This window comes from Xylophilus sp. PBN-3R, assembly GCF_057747805.1.
Window position 1 is genome coordinate 622,031 of the sequence record NZ_CM173225.1, and the last position, 17,892, is coordinate 639,922.

The window sequence follows — 17,892 nt, forward strand, 5'->3', positions numbered from 1 at the left end:
CCCGGCTCGCTCACACGAACTCCACGCCGCCGTCCATGCTGAACACCGCGCCGGTGACCTTGGTGCTGGCACCGCTCAGGAAGTAGAGGCAGGCCTGCGCCACGTCGCCGGGTTCGCCGATGCCCAGCGGATAACGCTTGCGGCTTTCCTCGAACCAGTCCTTGTCCTCGGTGATGAGCGTGGTTTCGACCAGGCCGGGGCAGAGAGCGTTGGCGCGGATGCCGCGTTTGGCCAGTTCCAGCGCCAGCGGCCGAAGCGAGCCGACCAGTGCCGCCTTGGAGCCTGCATACGGACCGACGCCCACCGTCCCCGTCAGTGCCGCGATGGACGAGAGGAAAACCAGCGACCCGCCAGCCCGCACCTGGCCCTTGGCGAGCAGGTGGCGGGTCAGCATCATGGGCGCCAGGTAGTTGGTGTCCATCACCTGGGCCAGAAACGTGTCGCTGACCATCTTCATCGGTGCCAGGCCGCGAATGCCGGCGCTGTGCACCACACCGTCGAGCGAGCCGCAGTCGGCAGCGAATTTCTTGCGGGCATCGGCGTCGGTCAGCTCGGCCGCCAGTGCGCGGTGCCCCGCGCCCGGCAGTTCTGCCAGAACTTCCTGCAGCCTGGCCTCGTCGCGGCCGGCGACGATCAGGCGCGCGCCGGCGGCCGCACATTGGCGCGCCACTTCCCGGCCGATACCCTTGGACGCGCCGGTGACCAGCACCGTCTTGCCGTCCAGCCCGTAGACACGGCGGGCCGCGGCCAGCGCGGAAATGGAATCGACAGCCGGGTTCATAGGCGGATCGGCAGCGAAATGCCACCGTCGAGTGTGAGTGTGGTGCGGGTGATCCAGCGGCTGGCGGGCGAGAGCAGCCAGGCGGCGGCCGGCGCGATGTCTTCCGGCCGGACGGTGCCGAGCGGCGTCAGGCCGATCTTCTCGCTCATGTCGGCTGCGCTGCCGAGTCGCTGGAGCATGGGCGTGTCGACATAACCGGGCGCGATGCAGTTGGCGCGGATGCGTTGCCGCGCGTGCTCCAGGCCGATGGTGCGGGAAGCCGCTTCCAGGGCCGCCTTGGAAGCCGCATAGGCGCCGGCGGCCTGCGGAGCCGCCCGTGCGGACAGGGCGCTGACGAACACCAGCGAAGAACCTTCGCGCAGCTTGCGTTTCTGCAGCAGGCGCTGGGCCAGGCCGATGGGCGCGAGGTAGTTCACCGCCAGCATCTGCTGGAGGTACTTTTCGGTCGCCATGCGCATCGGCACCAAGGCGGCCACGCCGGCGCAGGACACCAGTCCGTCGAAATGTGCAGCCGACTGCACCAGGGCATCGAGGGTGGAGGATTCGGTCAGGTCGCCAGCGACCACCATATGGCCGTTGCCTGCCAGCGAGGCGCGGGTGGCCTCCAGCCTCTGGGCGTCACGGCCGCTCAGGATGAGTTCGGCACCCAGCTCGGCGCACAGGCCGGCCACCGATGCGCCGATGCCGGAAGACGCGCCAGTCACCAGGATTCGCCGGCCGTGCAGGCTGAACGGCGCGGTGGCGTCGCCAGCCGCCGGGTTCATCCCGGCACTCACGAAATCAGCAGCGGTGGGAACACCGCGTCCTCGATGTCGACGATGCAGGTGCCCCAGGACAGGCCGATGCCGAACCCGCTAAGCGCCACCCGTTTGCGGCCGCCTTGAAGGGCTTCGTGGATGCGCGCGGTCATGGTCACCGGCAGCGAGGCGCCGCTGGTGTTGCCGAAATCGTGAAGTGTGGACGGCACCTTCTCGGGCGGCAGCGCCAGTTTCTTGCGGATGGTCTCGTTGATCATCCGGTTGGCCTGGTGGAAGATGAAGTAGTCGATTTCATCCACGGTGCAGCCGGCGTATTCCATGGCCCGGCGTACCGATGGGGGCACCTGCTGGGTCGAAAAGCTCAGCACGGCCGGGCCGTCCAGGATGAGGTCGGACGGCCAGCGCAGGATGCCGTTCTCGTCGCGATGCGGCGTGGCGTGTTCCGGGCCGAAGGGTTCCCGGTGCCCGCCCACCGGCAGGATGATGGCCCGGTGTCCGCTGCCGTCGCTGTTCATGTCGAAGAACATGGGCCCGGCCGAGGCGTCGAACTCCAGCGCCGTGGCGGTGCCAGCGTCCGAGAACAGCGGGTCGTTAAGGGTCGCGCAACGGTCGCCCACCAGTACCAGGCCCTTCTTGACAACACCCGACGCGATCATGCTGCCGAGGATCTGGATGCCGAACGGATAACCCGAGCAACCCAGGTTGACGTCGAACGCGATGGTGGCGCTGGACAGTTTCAACCGGTCCTGCAGGATGATGGCGGTGGCCGGGATCAGGTAGTCGGGCGACTGGGTGACCACGATCAGCGCGTCGATCTCTTCACGTTTCCAGTCGAGCGATTCCAGCAGCTTTTCGGTGGCGTCGAAAGCCAGGTCCGAAAAGGTCTGCCACTGCTGGCAGATGCGGCGCTGGTGGATGCCGATGTTGCGCACCAGACGTTCGCGCTCCGACCGGATCTTCGGCGGCGCATCGTCGATGTTGTGCAGGATGCGTTTGGGCACGCAGCTCGCCATGCCGGCGAAACGTACGTTCTTCAGCGTGGACAGGCCCATGGCGTGCTCCGGTGCGTGCTCAGCCGAGCAACTTGTACAGGTCGCCCACGGTGTTGGCGGCCTTCAGGTTGTCGCCGACGATGGTCTTGCCGTATTCGACATCGAACATCACGATGACACCGAGGGCCGCCAGCGAGTCCCATTCGGGAAGGCTGCGCAGTTCGGTCTCGGCGGTGACTTCCACCGGGTCCTGGAAATCGACTGCCGACTGGAAGTTCTCGATAAATTGCTCGACGGTGACGTTGGACATGTTTTTTCCAAAAATAAAGGCGTGCGGCGCGCCGCTTGCACGCTGCACGCCTTGCGCGACATTTGTCGCAGCCGGGCAGTTTAGTGGTTAAAAGCGGCTGTTTCGTTCGCGCAGATGGTCTTACTTCAGCAACTGCAGCACGCTCTGCGGCAGCTGGTTGGCCTGCGCCACCATGGCGGTGCCGGCCTGCTGCAGGATCTGGGCGCGCGACAGGTTGGCGGTTTCCATGGCGAAGTCCGCGTCGATGATCCGGCCTCGTGATGCCGAGATGTTCTCGTTCTGCACCGCGATGGTGGAGATGGCGTTCTCGAAGCGGCTCTGCAATGCGCCGAGGTCGGCACGCGAGGTGTTGATGGAGTCGATGGCCGCGTCGATCTTCTTGAGAGCGGTCCAGGCGCCGGACTGGGTGCTGATGTCGACGGTTTCGATGCCTTGCGTAGCCGATCCTGCCGGCGCAGCCTGGAAGTTCGCAGCCACGAACCCCACGTTCGTCGCGTCAGCGCCGCCACTGTAAGTGAGCGTCGGTGTGGTCGCCGTGGGGGGAGTGACACCGACCTGCAGTTTGTCCGAACGCAGCTCGATGCTGTAAAGGCCGTCGTCGCCCTTCGTCACGAAGGCGATCACACCGGTATCGGCCGTCTTGGCGTTGATCGCGGAAGCGACCTGGCCGAGGCGCTCCGAACCGGAAGAGGCAGACGGAATGGCGTCGAGGTTGGTAGTCACGCCGTTGACGCTGATGCTCACGCTGCCTGAGGGAAGCGCGACTGCGTAATTGGTGATCGTGTCGGCCGCGATGCCGGTCGAGCTGGTCGACGCGTACTGGATCGTACCCAGTTCCTTGCCGGTGGCGTTGGCCAGGGAACCGACGGAAATGTTGTCGCCGGCATTTGCGCCGACCTGGAAGACGGCGCCTGAAAAGGAACCGTCGAGGATCTTGGTTCCGTTGAAAGTCGTGGTCTTGGCGATCCGGTCGATTTCGGAAGACAGCTGGCTCACTTCAGCTTGCAGCGCCTTGCGGTCGCTCGTGCTGTTGGTGGCGTTTCCGGCCTGCACCGCCAGTTCACGCATGCGCTGCAGCATGTCGCCCACCTTGCCCAGCGCGCCTTCAGCGGTCTGCGACAGGGAGATCCCGTCATTGGCATTGCGTGATGCCACCGTCAGGCCCTTGACCTGGGTGTTCATGCGTTCCGCGATGGCCAGGCCGGCGGCGTCGTCTTTCGCGCTGTTGACGCGAAGACCCGACGACAGCCGCTGCATCGCGGTTTGCAAGGTGCCTTGGGACGCCGCCAGGTTCCGCTGAGCGGTCAACGAGGCGATGTTCGTATTGATGGTTGATGCCATGACGGGAAGTTCCTAATAAAAAGACCGGCCTTACCGCCGGGAGTGGTAAGCCGGCTTCTCAGAGCTGGCTTATCGCTGGTGCCGTTGAATTTTCCCGATACCGAGCCGATACAACGGTTGGAAAAGCGGCGGGAAATCTGGCTAGTTCATCTGCTGGCAGGTCCGGAAAGCCACGAAAATTGCGGGGCTGAAGAATTCCGGACGACCGTAGGCGCCCACTCCCCGGGCGGTCTCGAATTTCCTCCCGACCCGTTTTCCCTCTGTGGCAGGCGGGGCGCAGGCTGATGTAGCAACTTTTTGTAGCGACAGCCCTCAAGTTTTCCCGCCACAGCCCGAAAACATGAGCAATGGATCCGATAAGGGGTTCGTTGACCGGGGCAAACCGGTCTGGGTGCTCTCCACATTCGGGGAGCGTTGAGATCGGCGTTTTTGCCGGAACTTTTCTGTCAGGAGCTTCTAAATGGCCTCTACCATCAACACCAACATCGCCTCGTTGAACGCACAGCGCAACCTGGCAACCTCGCAATCCTCCCTGTCGACGGCCATGCAGCGCTTGTCGTCGGGCCTTCGCGTCAACAGCGCAAAGGACGATGCCGCCGGCCTGGCCATCGCAGAACGCATGAACTCCCAGGTCAAGGGCCTGACGGTGGCATCGCGCAACTCCAACGACGGCATCTCGCTGGCGCAGACCGCCGAAGGCGCGCTGGGCAAGGTCGGCGACATGCTGCAACGTATGCGTGAACTGGCCGTCCAGTCGAGCAACGCCACCAACAGCGCCAGCGACCGCAAGGCGCTGCAGGCCGAAGTGACCCAGCTGTCGTCCGAAATCGACCGCGTCGCCAAGACCACCACATTCAACGGCACCAAGATCCTGGACGGTTCTTTCTCCGGTGCGGTGTTCCAGGTGGGTGCGAACTCCGGTGACAACATCACCGTCGGCGCCCTGGCCAACGCCAAGGGTGCGGAACTCGGTTCGGTGTCGTTCGCCACGGCCAGCGCCACCAACCTGACCTCGACCTCCGTTTCCAGCTTCTCGACCGCCATCGCAGCCGATACCCTGGTGATCAGCACCGCGACCGGAACCGTCGGCCTGGGCGCCATCGCCGCGGCTTCGTCCGCTTCGGAGCGTATCGGTCAAGTGGCCGCTGCCATCAACGCCAAGACCGCCGACACCGGTGTCACCGCCTTCGTCACGCAGAAGAACGACGGCAGCTACACCATGGAACTGCGTTCCGACCAGATGACCACCGGCGACACGCCGACGGCCAGCGCGGTGACCCTGTCGGGCAGCTTCGACGCCACCACCACCGGTATCGGCAACACCACCCTGGTGGCCGCAAGCACAGATTCGGACAAGAAGGGCATCGCCAGCGTCGACATCAGCACCCAGGCCGGCGCCTGGACCGCGATGAAGAAGATCGATGCAGCCATCAACTCGGTGAACAGCTCGCGTGCCGACCTCGGCGCACTGCAGACCCGTTTCGAGAACGCTGTTTCCAACATCGCGATCCAGACGGAAAATACCTCCGCAGCCCGCGGTCGCATCGTGGATGCCGACTTCGCCACGGAAACCGCCAACCTGTCGCGTTCGCAGATTCTGCAGCAGGCTGGTACCGCCATGGTGGCCCAGGCCAACCAACTCCCGCAGGGCGTGCTCGCCCTGCTGCGTTGATCGGCATGAGGCAACGGGCAATCCTGCCCGTTTCCCTGGGCGACGAAGGTCTCGGCCTTCGTCGCCTTTTGTGCTTTGTTTCCGCTTGTCGCCCCGGCGGCCAGCATTGCCTCGGTTCACGGGGTCTGGAGGTCTGAGATGGCTAGCATCACTTCCGTCGGTCTGGGCAGCGGCCTGGACGTCAAGTCCATCGTCAGCCAGTTGGTGGCGCTCGAAAAGCAACCCATCACGGCCTTGCAGACCAAGGAAGCCTCGATCCAGACCAAGATCGCCAGCTTCGCGCAGGTGAAGTCGCTGGTTTCCACGTTTTCCGACGCTGCTTCCAAGCTGTCGCTGGACAGTGGCTGGAGCGCACTCACCATTACCTCGAGCAACAGCAGTGCCATGAGCGCCACGGTTTCCGGCGTCGCGACACCGGGCAACTACAGCTTCACGGTTACGCAGCTGGCGCAGGCGCAGACCTCTGCCTCCGGCACGGTGGCCGCTGGCGGCACCATGGGCACCGGCACCATCACGCTGCAGGTGGGCACCGGAGCCGCCAAGACCATCACCATCGCCGACGGCGACGACACCTCGTTGAGCGGTATCGCCTCCAAGATCAACGACGCGGCCAGCGGCGTGACGGCGTCGGTGGTGACCGACTCGACCGGCCAGCGCCTGGTGCTTCGTTCGACCGACACCGGCTCGGCCAAGGGATTCACGGTCAGCACCACGACCAATACCGCAGGCAGCGTCGACGGCGGGCTGGCCAGCCTGGCATTCACGGTCAAGCAGACGGCACAGGACACCACGGCGCAGATCAACGGCGTGGACGTGACCTCGGCCAGCCGCAATTTCACCGAGGTCGTGCCGGGCCTGACCTTCACCGCTTCGCAGGTGACGACCACTCCCGTGGACATCAGCGTCACCGCCGACACCGCCACCACCAAGAAGAACATCCAGGCATTTGTCGACGCCTACAACGCGGTCAACGACCTGCTGTCGACGGAAGTCAAGTACGACGCCGACAAGAAGACCGCCGGCAGCCTGCAGGGCGATTCCACCGCTGTCAGCCTGCAGAACACACTGCGGGCGATGGTCGGATCTGTGACGTCGGGCAACGGTGCGTATTCCCGTCTTTCGGACATCGGCATTTCAGTGGTGCAGGGCGGCGGCCTTACCGTCGATTCGACAAAACTCGACAAGGCGCTGGCCACCAACACGAGCGCAGCGGACGTCAAGAAACTGTTTGCCTACAAGGACGGCGGCGACTCCGGCAACGGCATTGCGGTCAAGTTCAAGGCGTTGACGACCGCCATGCTTTCCTTCGACGGCACCTTCAACAGCAAGGCCGATTCGCTGGCGCTGGAAGACAAACGCAACCTGGCCGACCAGGACAAGATCACCGCGCGCGCCTCAGCCCTGGAAGCGCGCCTGAACGCGCAGTACACCGCGCTGGATACCAAGATGGCCAGCCTGAATTCCCTGAGCGCCTACGTCACCCAGCAGGTCACGGCCTGGAACAAGAGCAGCTGATAAGTCGTTCTTTTTAAAAACTTATGAGTAACGGCTCTTCATTTTGTTGGTACGAATCCGATAAAGACTACAAGAGCAACAGACAGAGGACAGAAGCATGTTTTCCCCAGCAAGCGCCCGTGCCGCATCCACCTACGCCCGCGCCAGCGTCGACAGCGCCAGCCCTTACCAGCTGATCAACATCCTGTTCGAGCGCACCCTGCAGTCGCTGCGCGCCGCCCGCGCCAACCTGCAGCAGGGCGACACCGCCGCCAAGGGCCTGAACATCGGCATGGCGGTGCGTTACATCGAGGAAGGCCTGAAGCTGGGCCTGAACCCCGACCAGAGCGACGAACTCGCCAACAACCTGGCGCGTGTCTACGACTACTGCATCCACCGCCTGACCATGGCCAACCTGCGCAACGACGAAGAGCCGCTGATCGAGGTCCAGGCCCTGATCGAGCAGGTCGCTGGCGGCTGGCGCGGTATCGCCAACGAAGCCCAGCAGATCCGCACTCCGGCGGCCATGGGAGCCTGAAATGCCCGAAATGCTCATTGACTACTACAAGGCCATCGAGGACAGCAGTCGAAAGATGCTGGACGCCGCCAAGGCCAAGGACTGGGAAGAAGTGGTTCGCTACGAAGGCGCCTGCGCGGTGCTGATCGAGCAGCTGCACTTCCGGGCGCAGACCGAAGACCTGCCGCCGGAACATCGCACCGAGAAGATCCGGATCATGCAGCGCATCCTGCGCAACGACGCGCAGATCCGTTGCCTGGCAGAACCCTGGCTGTCGCAGTTCGACGATCTGATGAAGGGCCAGCCCCAGGTCATGCACTGACCTGGCTGTGCCGCAGCCAATACGATTGCTCCATGAAAAAAGCGCCGGCATGACCGGCGCTTTTTTCATGGGACGCCGGCCTGGGAGGCCCGGAGCGTGGCTACACCGACATGTTCATGATGTCCGTATAGGCCTGCACCATCCGGTTGCGCACGTGCACCGTGGCCTGAAACCCGATCTGCGCCTTCTGGATGGCCACCATCGTCTGCTCCAAACTGACGGATGGGTTGCCCAGCTGAACCTGCTGCTGCATGCCCGACGACTCCTGCTGCGCGCTGCTCACCGACTGCAGCGCGCTCTTCAGCGCAGTGCCGAAGCTGCCGCCCTGCACGCCGTCGGCACCGCCCTCCGTGCCGAGCGCCTTGGGGGCGCGCGTGGCATTGAGAGCGGGAGTGTTCAGCGGCAGGGTCAGGCGGGAGATGGCGTCCATACGGGTTCCTCGAAAGAGAACTTTTTTGAGGATTTTTGATGTCGCAATCCTAAAGTTCCGAGCGCTTTTGCCGTGGGGGAATAAGAGGGCTAAACATCGGCTTATCCGGGCAACGGAAAACACCCGCTTGCGAATAATCGGTGGGCACGGGCAATCCCGCCCTGCAGCCTTTGGATCAGCCGATGTCCGCCGTCGCCGAACTACCCGCCGCCCCCGTCGTCCCCGCCGCACCCGCCTGGGTGGAGCGCCTGTCGAAGCTCGACCGGGCCCAGCGCATCCGCCTGGGGCTGGGCATCGCGCTGCTCGTCATCGCCGGCATCGCCGGAACGATCATGGGCAAGCAGGCCGAATACCGGGTGCTGTTCAGCAACCTGGCGGACAAGGACGGCGGCGCCATCGTGGCGCAGCTGACCACCATGAACGTGCCCTACAAATACTCGGAAGGCGGCGGCGCCATCCTGGTTCCGGCCGACCGGGTGCACGACATCCGCCTCCGCCTGGCGTCGCAAGGTCTGCCCAAGGGCTCGGTGGCCGGTTTCGAGCTGATGGAAGGCAATCGTTTCGGCATGACGCAGTTCCAGGAGCGCCTGACTTTCCAGCGCGGCCTGGAAGGTGAGCTGACCCGCTCCATCCAGTCGCTGGCATCGGTGCAGTCGGCCCGTGTTCACTTGGCGCTGCCCAACCAGAACGGATTCTTCCGCGAACAGCAGAAACCCTCGGCTTCGGTGCTGGTGACCCTGCAGTCGGGTGCAGGCCTGGACCGCGGCCAGATCGCCGGCATCGTGCACCTGGTGGCTTCCAGCGTGCCGGAAATGCAGACTTCGGCCGTGAGCGTGCTGGACGACAGCGGCAAGTTGCTGTCGGCGCCACCCGACGGCTCGGCCGGCAACGGCGGCGCGGATGCCCAGCAGCTGCAATACGTGCAGCAGATCGAGCAGAACTACACCCGCCGTGTGCTCGAGATGCTCGAGCCGGTGGTGGGCCGCGGGAACGTCAAGGCGACGGTGACCGCCGACGTCGATTTTTCGCAGACCGAGCAGACCTCGGAGCAGCACAAACCCAACCAGACGCCTGACGCAGGCGCGATCCGCAGCCAGCAGGTCGTCGAAAGCAGCGGTGCTGCCAACGGCGGTGTCACGCCACCGGCCGGCGTGCCTGGTGCCACCACCAACCAGCCGCCGGCCACGCCGGGCGCGCCGATCAACGGCCAGGCTCCGACGCTCACCGCCGGCACCGGCAACAACGGCAGCAACGGCGCCGGCGGAACACCCGAGAAAAAACGTGAATCCATCACCAACTACGAAGTCGACAAGACCGTGCGGGTGGTGCGCGGCGGCAACGCCAGCATCCGCCGGCTGAGCGCGGCGGTGGTGGTCAACTACCAGCCGGTGGCCGATGGCGCAAAGGGCGGCCCGACCGCGTTGTCGCAGCAGCAGATCGACCAGATGACCGCGGTGGTGCGCGAAAGCATCGGTTTCAACAAGGACCGCGGTGACTCGGTCAACCTGATGAACGCGCCTTTCCTGGTGCAGGCGAATGACGCCGCCGCGCTGCCGCTGTGGAAGGACCCGGAAATGCTGGATCTGGCGCGCAGCCTGGCCTGGCCGGTGGGCACCTTCCTGTTCGGCGCCCTGGTGCTGCTGGGTTTCGTGCGGCCGGCACTGAAGACGATGAACGCACCCAAGGTGCTGAAACCGGGCGACCCGGGTTTCGTGCAGATCGACGGCCCGCTGGGTGCTGCCGGTTCCCGTACCGGCGGCCAGCTCGACCTGTCGGTCGAGGACGAGGTGTCGCGCACCGCCCTGCTCACCGGTCCGGGAGGCCAGCAATTGCTGGCGGCCACGCCGGAACAGCAGCGTCTGCAGGATGCCAAGGCGCTGGCACGCAGCAATCCGATCGCGGTTGCCAACATCGTCAAGGAGTGGGTCAGCGGAGAAGCGCCGGCTTAAGGTGTCACACGAGCTTTTCACAAGAAGCATTTACGCGCACCATTCACACCTATGGACGATCAAGGACTCAACGACGCCGCAATCCTGCTGATGTCTCTCGGCGAGGAAGAGGCGGCCGAGGTCTTCAAGCACCTTTCCCCCAAGGAAGTGCAGAAGCTTGGCGAAACGATTGCGCGCATGCGCACAGTTTCGCGCGAGCGCGCCGACGGTGTGATCCTGAAATTCACCGAAGCCGCCGCGCAGCAGAGCCTGCTGGTGAACGACACCGGCGATTACGTGCGGGCGGTGCTGAAGCGTGCCCTGGGCGACGACAAGGCTTCGCTGCTGATCGACCGCATCCTGCAGGGCGGCGACGTGTCGGGCATCGAGAGCCTGAAGTGGATGGACCCGCTGTCGGTGGCCGAACTGCTGCGCAACGAACATCCGCAGATCGTCGCCGCCATCCTGGTCCACCTCGACTACGAACAGGCCGCCGGCGTGCTGCGCAACCTGTCCGAACGCCAGCGCGGCGAGGTGATGGTGCGCATCGCCACCCTGGAAGGCATCCAGCCGACGGCGCTGAAAGACCTGAACGAAGTGCTGTTCAAGGTGCTGGCCGGTGGCGACAAGGTCCGCAAGACCTCGCTGGGCGGGGTGAAGACTGCTGCCGAAATCGTCAACCTGATGGGTGCCGCCATCGAGGCGCCGCTGCTGGACGCCATCCGCGGCTACGACGCCGACCTGGCGCAGAAGATCATGGACAAGATGTTCGTGTTCGACGACGTGGGCAAGCTGGACGACAAGTCGATCCAGATGCTGCTGAAGGAAGTGGCTTCCGAAACCCTGGTGGTCGCCTTGAAGGGCGCCGCGCCGGAGCTGCGCGACAAGTTCCTGGCGAACATGTCGTCGCGTGCGGCCGAGTCGATGCGCGAAGACCTCGAATCCCGCGGCCCGATGCGGCTGTCGGAAGTCGAGGCGCAGCAGAAGGAAATCCTGAAGGTGGTGCGCCGCCTGGCAGACGAAGGCCAGATCATGATGGGCGGCGGCTCGGAGGACAGTTTTGTCTAACTCCGGTTCGTACCGCTACACCCGGTTCATTCCCGACGAAGAGATCGCCGGGTCGGCGCCGTGGCAGTTCGTCGCGGTCGACGAGCGCGCCCGACTGGCCGACGAGGAAGCCCTGCGCGCCGAACAGGCGCGTGCCGCCGAGCGCCAGCCGAGCTATCTGCAGAAGATCCAGGACGCCTACGAAGCGGGCCGTCAGCAGGGCCATGAAGACGGCCATGCCGAAGCTACACGTGAAGGCAATGCGCGGCTGGACGACTACGTCAACGGCCAGGGCCATGTGGCTGCCGAGCGGCTGTCGGCCATGGCGGTGAGCATGGGCCAGAGCCTGGTGATGAGCCAGGAACGCATCGCAGACCAGGTGCTGGAGATGGCCTGCGCCCTGGCTCGCCAGGTGTTGCGCCGCGAGCTTTCCATTGATCCGCACGCGCTGCTGCCGGTGGTGCGCGAGGCTCTGGGCCAGTTGGTGGCCGATGGCCGCCTGGCCACGGTGCGGCTGAATCCGGAAGACCTGGACATGCTGCGCAAGCCGCTCTCCGAAGAATTTGCCGGCGCCCCGGTCGCCTGGGTGGCCGACGCCGCCATGCCGGCCGGCGGTTGCCAGGTGGAATCCGCCGGCACGGTGATCGACGGTCGTCTGCAGACCCGCTGGTCCCGCGCCGTCGCGGCGCTGGGCCTGGACGCTGCCTGGGAAATCCCGGCCGAACCCGAAGACACGCAGGAAGCCTGATGGACTCCGCCACCGAATTCGCCGCAAGCCAGGCCGAGGCCTGGACGAGCTTCATGGCGTCCGCTGCCGCACGCACCGCACGCCCGGTGCCGCTGGCGTCGCACGGCACGCTGACCAAACTCACCGGCCTGGTGCTGGAAGCCTCTGGCCTGAAGGTGCCTGTCGGTTCGCAATGCGATATCCGGCAGGGCGATCTGCCTTCCGTGCTGGCCGAAGTGGTCGGTTTCGCGGGTGAAAAGGCGTTTCTCATGCCTGCCGGCGACATCTACGGCCTGTCGAGCGGCGCCAGCGTCACGCCCGCCGTGGGTAAGGCCTCGGCGCTGCGTTGGGGCCGCGATGCCGCTCCGCTTGACCAGAGTTCGGGCGCCAGCGTATTGCGCCTGCCCTTGGGCGACGGCCTGCTGGGCCGTGTGGTCGATGCCTGCGGCCTGCCGATGGACCGCAAGGGACCGCTCGAGAACGTGACCGCCCAGCCGCTGGACCGCCAGCCCCTGAATGCCATGGACCGCGACCCGGTGCGCGAGCCGCTGGACACGGGCGTGCGCGCCATCAACAGCCTGCTGACGGTGGGCCGCGGCCAGCGCCTGGGCCTGTTCGCCGGCTCGGGTGTCGGCAAGAGCGTGCTGCTGGGCATGATGGCCCGCTACACCGCTGCCGACGTGATCGTGGTCGGTCTGATCGGCGAACGGGGCCGCGAGGTGAAGGAATTCATCGAGGACATCCTGGGCGACGACGGCCGGGAACGTTCGGTCGTGGTGGCCGCGCCGGCCGACGCGCCGCCGCTGCTGCGCATGCAGGGCGCCGCCTACGCCACGGCGGTGGCCGAATATTTCCGCGACAAGGGACAGCATGTGCTGCTGCTGATGGATTCCCTGACCCGCTACGCCATGGCGCAGCGCGAGATCGCACTTGCCATCGGCGAACCGCCGGCCACCAAGGGCTATCCGCCCAGCTGTTTCGCCAAGCTGCCGGCGCTGGTCGAGCGCAGCGGCAACGGGCTGCACGGCGTGGGTTCGATCACTGCTTTCTATACCGTGCTGTCCGAAGGCGACGACCAGCAGGACCCGATCGCCGATGCGGCCCGGGCCATCCTGGACGGCCACATCGTGTTGTCGCGCACCCTGGCCGAGGCCGCCCATTACCCGGCCATCGACATCGAACAGTCGGCCTCGCGGGTGATGCACAACGTGGTTTCACGTGAACACCTGGACGTGGCCCGCAGGTTTCGCGCGACTTATTCGCGCTATCAGCAGGCCAAGGATCTGGTGCAGGTCGGCGCGTATGCCCACGGTGCGGACCCGCAGCTGGACGAAGCCATCACGCTGCAGCCGGCGATGGTGGCCTTCTTGCAACAAGGCATGTTCGACGCGGCCAACCTGGACGAATGTGTCCATGAAATGTCCGGTGTGCTGACCGTTCAGCAGCAGCAGGGCGGCGGAGGCTTCCGATGAACACCCAGAACCGCGGCATGCAGATCGCCGCCGACATGGCGCGCCGCAAACGCGACGCCGCCGCCGCCGACCTGAGCCGCGGCCGTGCTGCCGAGCGTGGCGCGCAAGGCCAGTTCGACCAGTTGTGCAACTACGCCAACGACACCGAATCGCGCTGGGGCGAACAGGCCCGGGTGCGCGCCACACCCGAGCTGCTGGCGCATCACTTTCAGTTCATGGCGCGCCTGCACCACGCCATCGGCCTGCAGCGCGACGTGATGAAACAGCATGCGCGGCAGATCGAGATATTGATGGCGCGGCTGCGCGAAGCCGAACTCCGTCTGGCCAGCCTGCAGATGGTCATCGACCGCCAGCGGCTGGAAGTCGAGCGCCTGATGGCGCGTCGCGAGCAGAAACAGACCGATGAAACCGCCGCCATGCAGTTCCGCAGAACTGCGCTCGCGGCGCTGGAGGAACAAAGCCATGGCTATTGAAAACCAGGCCGCCGTGCGCGGTACACACCGAACCCATCACCACGCTGCCGGCGCATCCAGGGCCGCTGCGGGTGACGGCGCCGGCGCGGCCAGCGGGTTTTCGAACCTGCTGGGCGCTGCCACCGACGACACGGACGGCCTGGATGCCAAGCTGGCCGCCACGACGGCCGGTTTGCCGGGTGACACCTTGACAGGCTCGGGCGGAAAACTCGCGGCAGCCGACGATTCGGCCGGCAGCGACGCCGCGGCCCTGGCCGCCTGGGCCGGGCTTCTGCAGCCGGCTACCGTGCCGCTGGCGCCGGTCGCGGCTTCTGCGGTCGTCCCCGCGGCGGCAGGCCCGGCTGGCACGGCGGTTGCCGGTGGCACAGGAACCTTCGGCAGCCAGGCTGTCGGTTCGTCCGACTTTTCCGGTACGCCACCATCCGGCCTCTCTGTGCAGGTGGACGGCAAACAGACGGGACGATCCACTGCGCTGGACACCGCCACATCCTTGAACACCACGGCGACGACGGTTTCGCCCGACGGCCTGGCCAACACCGCCCCGTCCGCAGCGACGGCGACCCACAACCCGGCAGCCGCGCCCCTGATGGGCAATCACCTTGTGCCTGGATCGGGCCTGCGCCCGGCGGCGGTTTCCGTCCAGGCGGCGGTCGGCCGCGCGCATGCCGCGACCGTTGCAGCCGATGCTGCATCGAGCCAGGCGACCAGCCTGTCGGCCGGTGTCGGCGCTGTCGCCGTCAGCGGAACCGATGGAGCATCCGTACGCGGCGCCACTTCCACCGTTTCGATGGGCGAGGGCGGCCAGGGCCGCTGGGCCGGCATGCTGTCGGACATCGTCCGGCCAATCCAGGCCGAAAGCGGTGCCGGCGGTTTTGCCGGCGGCGCTTCGCAGGGTCAGGAACGCGGTCACCAGGGTGAAAGCCGTGGCGCAGACGGTTCCGCCAGCGGCATCAACGCATTGGGCTTCGCACCGGCCGGCGGCGGTGCGGAAGGCAGCGGCAGTTTTGCCGCCGCCTCGACCGTCGGTGCCGACGGCCAGCCGGTAGGCAGCGGCATGGTCATGACACCGGACGAGTGGCTGGCCGCCACCACCGCGTCGATCAACCCGCGTTCGCTGCAGACCGCCGAAATGACGGTCGACGCCTTCGGTGCGCCGGTCGACGTGAAGATTTCCCTGAACGGCAGTGAGGCCGAGGTCGCTTTCCAGAGCGACCAGGCCGACACCCGCGCCCTGCTGGGCGGCGCGGTCTCGGATCTGCAGAACCTGCTGCAACAGGAAGGGCTGATGCTGTCCGGCGTGTCGGTGGCCGGCTCGAATGCCGGCCAGGCGGGCAACACGCAAGGTTTCAACGGTGACACCAGCCAGGGCGGCCACCGCGCCCGCGGTGGCGAGCCGGTGCGCATCACGCCGGATATTTCGGTGTCCACACCGGTGGCCGCGGCTGCTGCACGCAGCGCTGCGGCGAACGCGCGCGGCGGCCTGGATCTGTTCGCCTGACCCGGCGGCTGACACGATAGCCGGCCTTTTCGCCGGTTATTCGGGCGACCGAAAGGTGCGGGCGGACCAATAATCACGTGTCCGCCGATCAATGCCTTAGAGGAATCCACCCGTGTCCGATGCCGCACCCAAGCCGAAGTCCAAGAAAAAGCTGATGGTGATCGTGATCGCGCTGGTCGTGGTGCTCGCACTGGCCGGCGGCGGTGCCATGGTCTTCCTGAAAAAGAAAAACGCCGCAGGCGACGAAGACGGCGACGAGCCCGCCGCTGAAGCTTCGCATTCGGCGCCGGCGCACGACAACAAGAACCCGCCCACCTTCCTGCCCATCGACAACCTCGTGGTGAACCTGGCCGACCCGGGCGGCGAGCGTTTTGCGCAGATCGGCATCACTTTCCAGATGGCCGACGCCCACAGCGGCGACGAACTCAAGACCAACATGCCCAAGGTGCGCAGCGCCGTGCTGATGATGACCTCGTCGCGCACATCCGAAGAACTGCTGACCCGCGAAGGCAAGGAAAAACTGGCCAAGGCGATCGCCGCCGAGGCCTCGCGCACCTTCGGTATCGAGCCGGAGGACGAGGACGAGGAAGAAGCCGAAACGCCCAAGAAAAAGAAGAAGAAAAAACGCGCGCCGGTCAGCCCCGTCCAGGCCGTTTTGTTCTCCAGTTTCATCGTCCAGTGACGGAGTGCCGACATGAGTGAAGCGTTTCTTTCCCAGGAAGAAGTCGATGCCCTTCTGGAAGGCGTCACCGGCGAAAGCCAGAAGATCATCGAGGAAGACACCGATTCCGGTGGCATCCGCAATTACGACATCTCCAGCCAGGAACGCATCGTCCGCGGACGCATGCCGACCATGGAAATCGTCAACGAACGTTTCGCCCGCAACCTGCGTGTGGGGCTGTTCAACTTCACCCGCCGCAACCCGGAAATCTCGGTCGGCACGGTGACGGTCCAGCGCTACAGCGCTTTCCTGCGTGAACTGGCGGTGCCGACCAACTTCAACATTGTGGCGATCCGCCCGCTGCGCGGCAGCGGCCTGATCGTGTGCGAACCGGCGCTGCTGTTCGGTGTCATCGACACCCTTTACGGCGGTATCGGCAAGTTCCAGACCCGCATCGAGGGCCGCGATTTCTCGCCCACCGAACAGCGTGTGATCAACCGCATGGTCGACGTCATCTGCGACGAATACAAGAAGGCCTGGAAAGGCATCTACCCGATCGAGCTGGAATACCAGCGCTCGGAAATGCAGCCGCAGTTCGCCAACATCGCCACACCCAGCGAAATCGTGGTGGCCAGTGCGTTCCAGCTGGAGATCGGCGACATCGTCGGCATGATCCACATCTGCATGCCCTACGCCACGCTCGAGCCGATCCGCGACGTGCTGTTTTCGTCCACGCAAGGCGATTCCATCGAGGTCGACCGTCGCTGGGTCAAGCTGCTTTCGCGTGAAATCCAGGCCGCCGAAGTCACCCTGGTGGCCGAACTGGCGCAGGCGGATGCCACCGTCGAACAGCTGCTGGCGATGAAGGTGGGCGATTTCATCGAACTCGACCGCGCGCCTCGAATAGAAGCGACCATCGGCGGCGTGCCGATGTTCAATTGCCAATACGGCACCCACAACAACAAGTACGCGATCCGCATCGAGGAAAGCCTCCGCAATAGCGATCTCAACTGGATTGGAGAAAAGAATGGCTGAAGATCCAAGCAACAGCGACGACGACATGTCGGCCTGGGCCGAGGCGCTGGAAGAAGCCAAGTCGGCGCCTCCGCGTCCTGACGGTTCCGACCAGGGCGGCCCGCTGTCCGGCAACGGCGATCCGTTCGTGTCGGCTTCCACCGCGACCGATTCGGCGCTGGGCGACATCAACCGGGTGCTCGATATCCCGGTGCAACTGTCGGTCGAGCTGGGCCGCGTCAAGGTGCCCATCAAGTACATCCTTCAACTGGCTCAGGGCTCGGTGGTCGAACTCGACGCACTGGCCGGCGAGCCGATGGACGTGCTGGTCAACGGTTACCTCATCGCCCAGGGCGAGGTGGTGGTGGTGAACGACAAGTTCGGTATCCGCCTGACCGACGTCGTCACGCCGTCCGAGCGCCTGCGCCGCGTCAGCAAGGGATAAATTCGGGTGA

At 65.4% G+C, this 17,892-nt stretch carries 19 protein-coding genes; 13 read left to right on the plus strand and 6 right to left on the minus strand.

What is annotated here, in order from left to right; translation table 11 throughout:
• Nucleotides 1–10: 10 nt before the first annotated feature.
• From AC3ANW_RS02925 to AC3ANW_RS02945, 5 genes are all read right to left on the minus strand, one after another.
• Complete coding sequence (locus AC3ANW_RS02925; protein ID WP_488343715.1) at nucleotides 11–781, minus strand: SDR family NAD(P)-dependent oxidoreductase; 771 nt, start codon at nucleotides 779–781, stop codon at nucleotides 11–13.
• Entirely contained in the window at nucleotides 778–1,545 is a 768-nt protein-coding gene (locus AC3ANW_RS02930; RefSeq protein WP_488343716.1) for an SDR family NAD(P)-dependent oxidoreductase, read from the minus strand. The genes AC3ANW_RS02925 and AC3ANW_RS02930 overlap by 4 nt, the downstream gene beginning before the upstream one ends.
• 8 nt (nucleotides 1,546–1,553) lie before the next feature.
• The gene (locus AC3ANW_RS02935) at nucleotides 1,554–2,591 is read right to left on the minus strand and encodes a ketoacyl-ACP synthase III (protein WP_488343717.1); all 1,038 of its coding nucleotides are present in this window, start codon (nucleotides 2,589–2,591) and stop codon (nucleotides 1,554–1,556) included.
• 19 nt (nucleotides 2,592–2,610) lie between these two features.
• Nucleotides 2,611–2,841, minus strand: a complete 231-nt coding sequence (locus AC3ANW_RS02940) for an acyl carrier protein (RefSeq protein ID WP_488343718.1) — start codon at nucleotides 2,839–2,841, stop codon at nucleotides 2,611–2,613.
• A gap of 120 nt (nucleotides 2,842–2,961) precedes the next feature.
• Nucleotides 2,962–4,182, minus strand: a complete 1,221-nt coding sequence (locus tag AC3ANW_RS02945) for a flagellin (protein ID WP_488343719.1) — start codon at nucleotides 4,180–4,182, stop codon at nucleotides 2,962–2,964.
• A 460-nt stretch (nucleotides 4,183–4,642) separates the two neighbouring features.
• On the opposite strand from AC3ANW_RS02945, the gene AC3ANW_RS02950 reads away from it, so the two are divergent.
• From AC3ANW_RS02950 to AC3ANW_RS02965, 4 genes are all read left to right on the plus strand, one after another.
• Entirely contained in the window at nucleotides 4,643–5,854 is a 1,212-nt protein-coding gene (locus AC3ANW_RS02950) for a flagellin (RefSeq protein ID WP_488343720.1), read from the plus strand.
• Nucleotides 5,855–5,992: 138 nt separating this feature from the next.
• A complete protein-coding gene (gene fliD / locus AC3ANW_RS02955) occupies nucleotides 5,993–7,369 on the plus strand; it encodes a flagellar filament capping protein FliD (RefSeq protein WP_488343721.1) in 1,377 nt (458 codons plus the stop codon).
• 97 nt (nucleotides 7,370–7,466) lie between these two features.
• Nucleotides 7,467–7,886 carry a flagellar export chaperone FliS gene (fliS, locus tag AC3ANW_RS02960; protein WP_488343722.1) on the plus strand — a complete coding sequence of 140 codons (420 nt, stop codon included), beginning with the start codon at nucleotides 7,467–7,469 and terminating at the stop codon, nucleotides 7,884–7,886.
• Between the two features lies 1 nt (nucleotide 7,887).
• Nucleotides 7,888–8,187, plus strand: a complete 300-nt coding sequence (locus tag AC3ANW_RS02965; RefSeq protein WP_488343723.1) for a flagellar protein FliT — start codon at nucleotides 7,888–7,890, stop codon at nucleotides 8,185–8,187.
• Nucleotides 8,188–8,287: 100 nt separating this feature from the next.
• Here the strand turns inward: AC3ANW_RS02965 and fliE are convergent, their stop codons facing one another.
• Nucleotides 8,288–8,617 (minus strand): flagellar hook-basal body complex protein FliE, encoded by a 330-nt coding sequence (gene fliE, locus AC3ANW_RS02970; RefSeq protein WP_488343724.1) that lies wholly within the window; start codon nucleotides 8,615–8,617, stop codon nucleotides 8,288–8,290.
• Between the two features lie 182 nt (nucleotides 8,618–8,799).
• On the opposite strand from fliE, the gene fliF reads away from it, so the two are divergent.
• The 9 genes from fliF (at nucleotide 8,800) to fliN (ending at nucleotide 17,882) form a co-directional block, all read left to right on the plus strand.
• The gene (gene fliF / locus AC3ANW_RS02975; protein WP_488343725.1) at nucleotides 8,800–10,566 is read left to right on the plus strand and encodes a flagellar basal-body MS-ring/collar protein FliF; all 1,767 of its coding nucleotides are present in this window, start codon (nucleotides 8,800–8,802) and stop codon (nucleotides 10,564–10,566) included.
• A gap of 51 nt (nucleotides 10,567–10,617) precedes the next feature.
• Nucleotides 10,618–11,613 (plus strand): flagellar motor switch protein FliG, encoded by a 996-nt coding sequence (gene fliG / locus AC3ANW_RS02980; protein WP_488343726.1) that lies wholly within the window; start codon nucleotides 10,618–10,620, stop codon nucleotides 11,611–11,613.
• Nucleotides 11,606–12,340 (plus strand): FliH/SctL family protein, encoded by a 735-nt coding sequence (locus tag AC3ANW_RS02985; protein ID WP_488343727.1) that lies wholly within the window; start codon nucleotides 11,606–11,608, stop codon nucleotides 12,338–12,340. Before fliG ends, AC3ANW_RS02985 begins: the two co-directional genes overlap by 8 nt.
• Nucleotides 12,341–12,393: 53 nt before the next feature.
• Nucleotides 12,394–13,791: a flagellar protein export ATPase FliI gene (gene fliI, locus AC3ANW_RS02990; protein WP_488345340.1), complete on the plus strand. Its 1,398-nt coding sequence runs from the start codon at nucleotides 12,394–12,396 to the stop codon at nucleotides 13,789–13,791.
• Complete coding sequence (gene fliJ / locus AC3ANW_RS02995; protein WP_488343728.1) at nucleotides 13,788–14,264, plus strand: flagellar export protein FliJ; 477 nt, start codon at nucleotides 13,788–13,790, stop codon at nucleotides 14,262–14,264. The genes fliI and fliJ overlap by 4 nt, the downstream gene beginning before the upstream one ends.
• Nucleotides 14,254–15,762 carry a flagellar hook-length control protein FliK gene (gene fliK / locus AC3ANW_RS03000; RefSeq protein WP_488343729.1) on the plus strand — a complete coding sequence of 503 codons (1,509 nt, stop codon included), beginning with the start codon at nucleotides 14,254–14,256 and terminating at the stop codon, nucleotides 15,760–15,762. The genes fliJ and fliK overlap by 11 nt, the downstream gene beginning before the upstream one ends.
• Before the next feature lie 112 nt (nucleotides 15,763–15,874).
• Nucleotides 15,875–16,444: a flagellar basal body-associated FliL family protein gene (locus AC3ANW_RS03005; RefSeq protein ID WP_488343730.1), complete on the plus strand. Its 570-nt coding sequence runs from the start codon at nucleotides 15,875–15,877 to the stop codon at nucleotides 16,442–16,444.
• 12 nt (nucleotides 16,445–16,456) lie between these two features.
• The gene (gene fliM, locus AC3ANW_RS03010) at nucleotides 16,457–17,458 is read left to right on the plus strand and encodes a flagellar motor switch protein FliM (protein WP_488343731.1); all 1,002 of its coding nucleotides are present in this window, start codon (nucleotides 16,457–16,459) and stop codon (nucleotides 17,456–17,458) included.
• The gene (gene fliN, locus AC3ANW_RS03015) at nucleotides 17,451–17,882 is read left to right on the plus strand and encodes a flagellar motor switch protein FliN (protein WP_488343732.1); all 432 of its coding nucleotides are present in this window, start codon (nucleotides 17,451–17,453) and stop codon (nucleotides 17,880–17,882) included. Before fliM ends, fliN begins: the two co-directional genes overlap by 8 nt.
• Nucleotides 17,883–17,892: the final 10 nt, after the last annotated feature.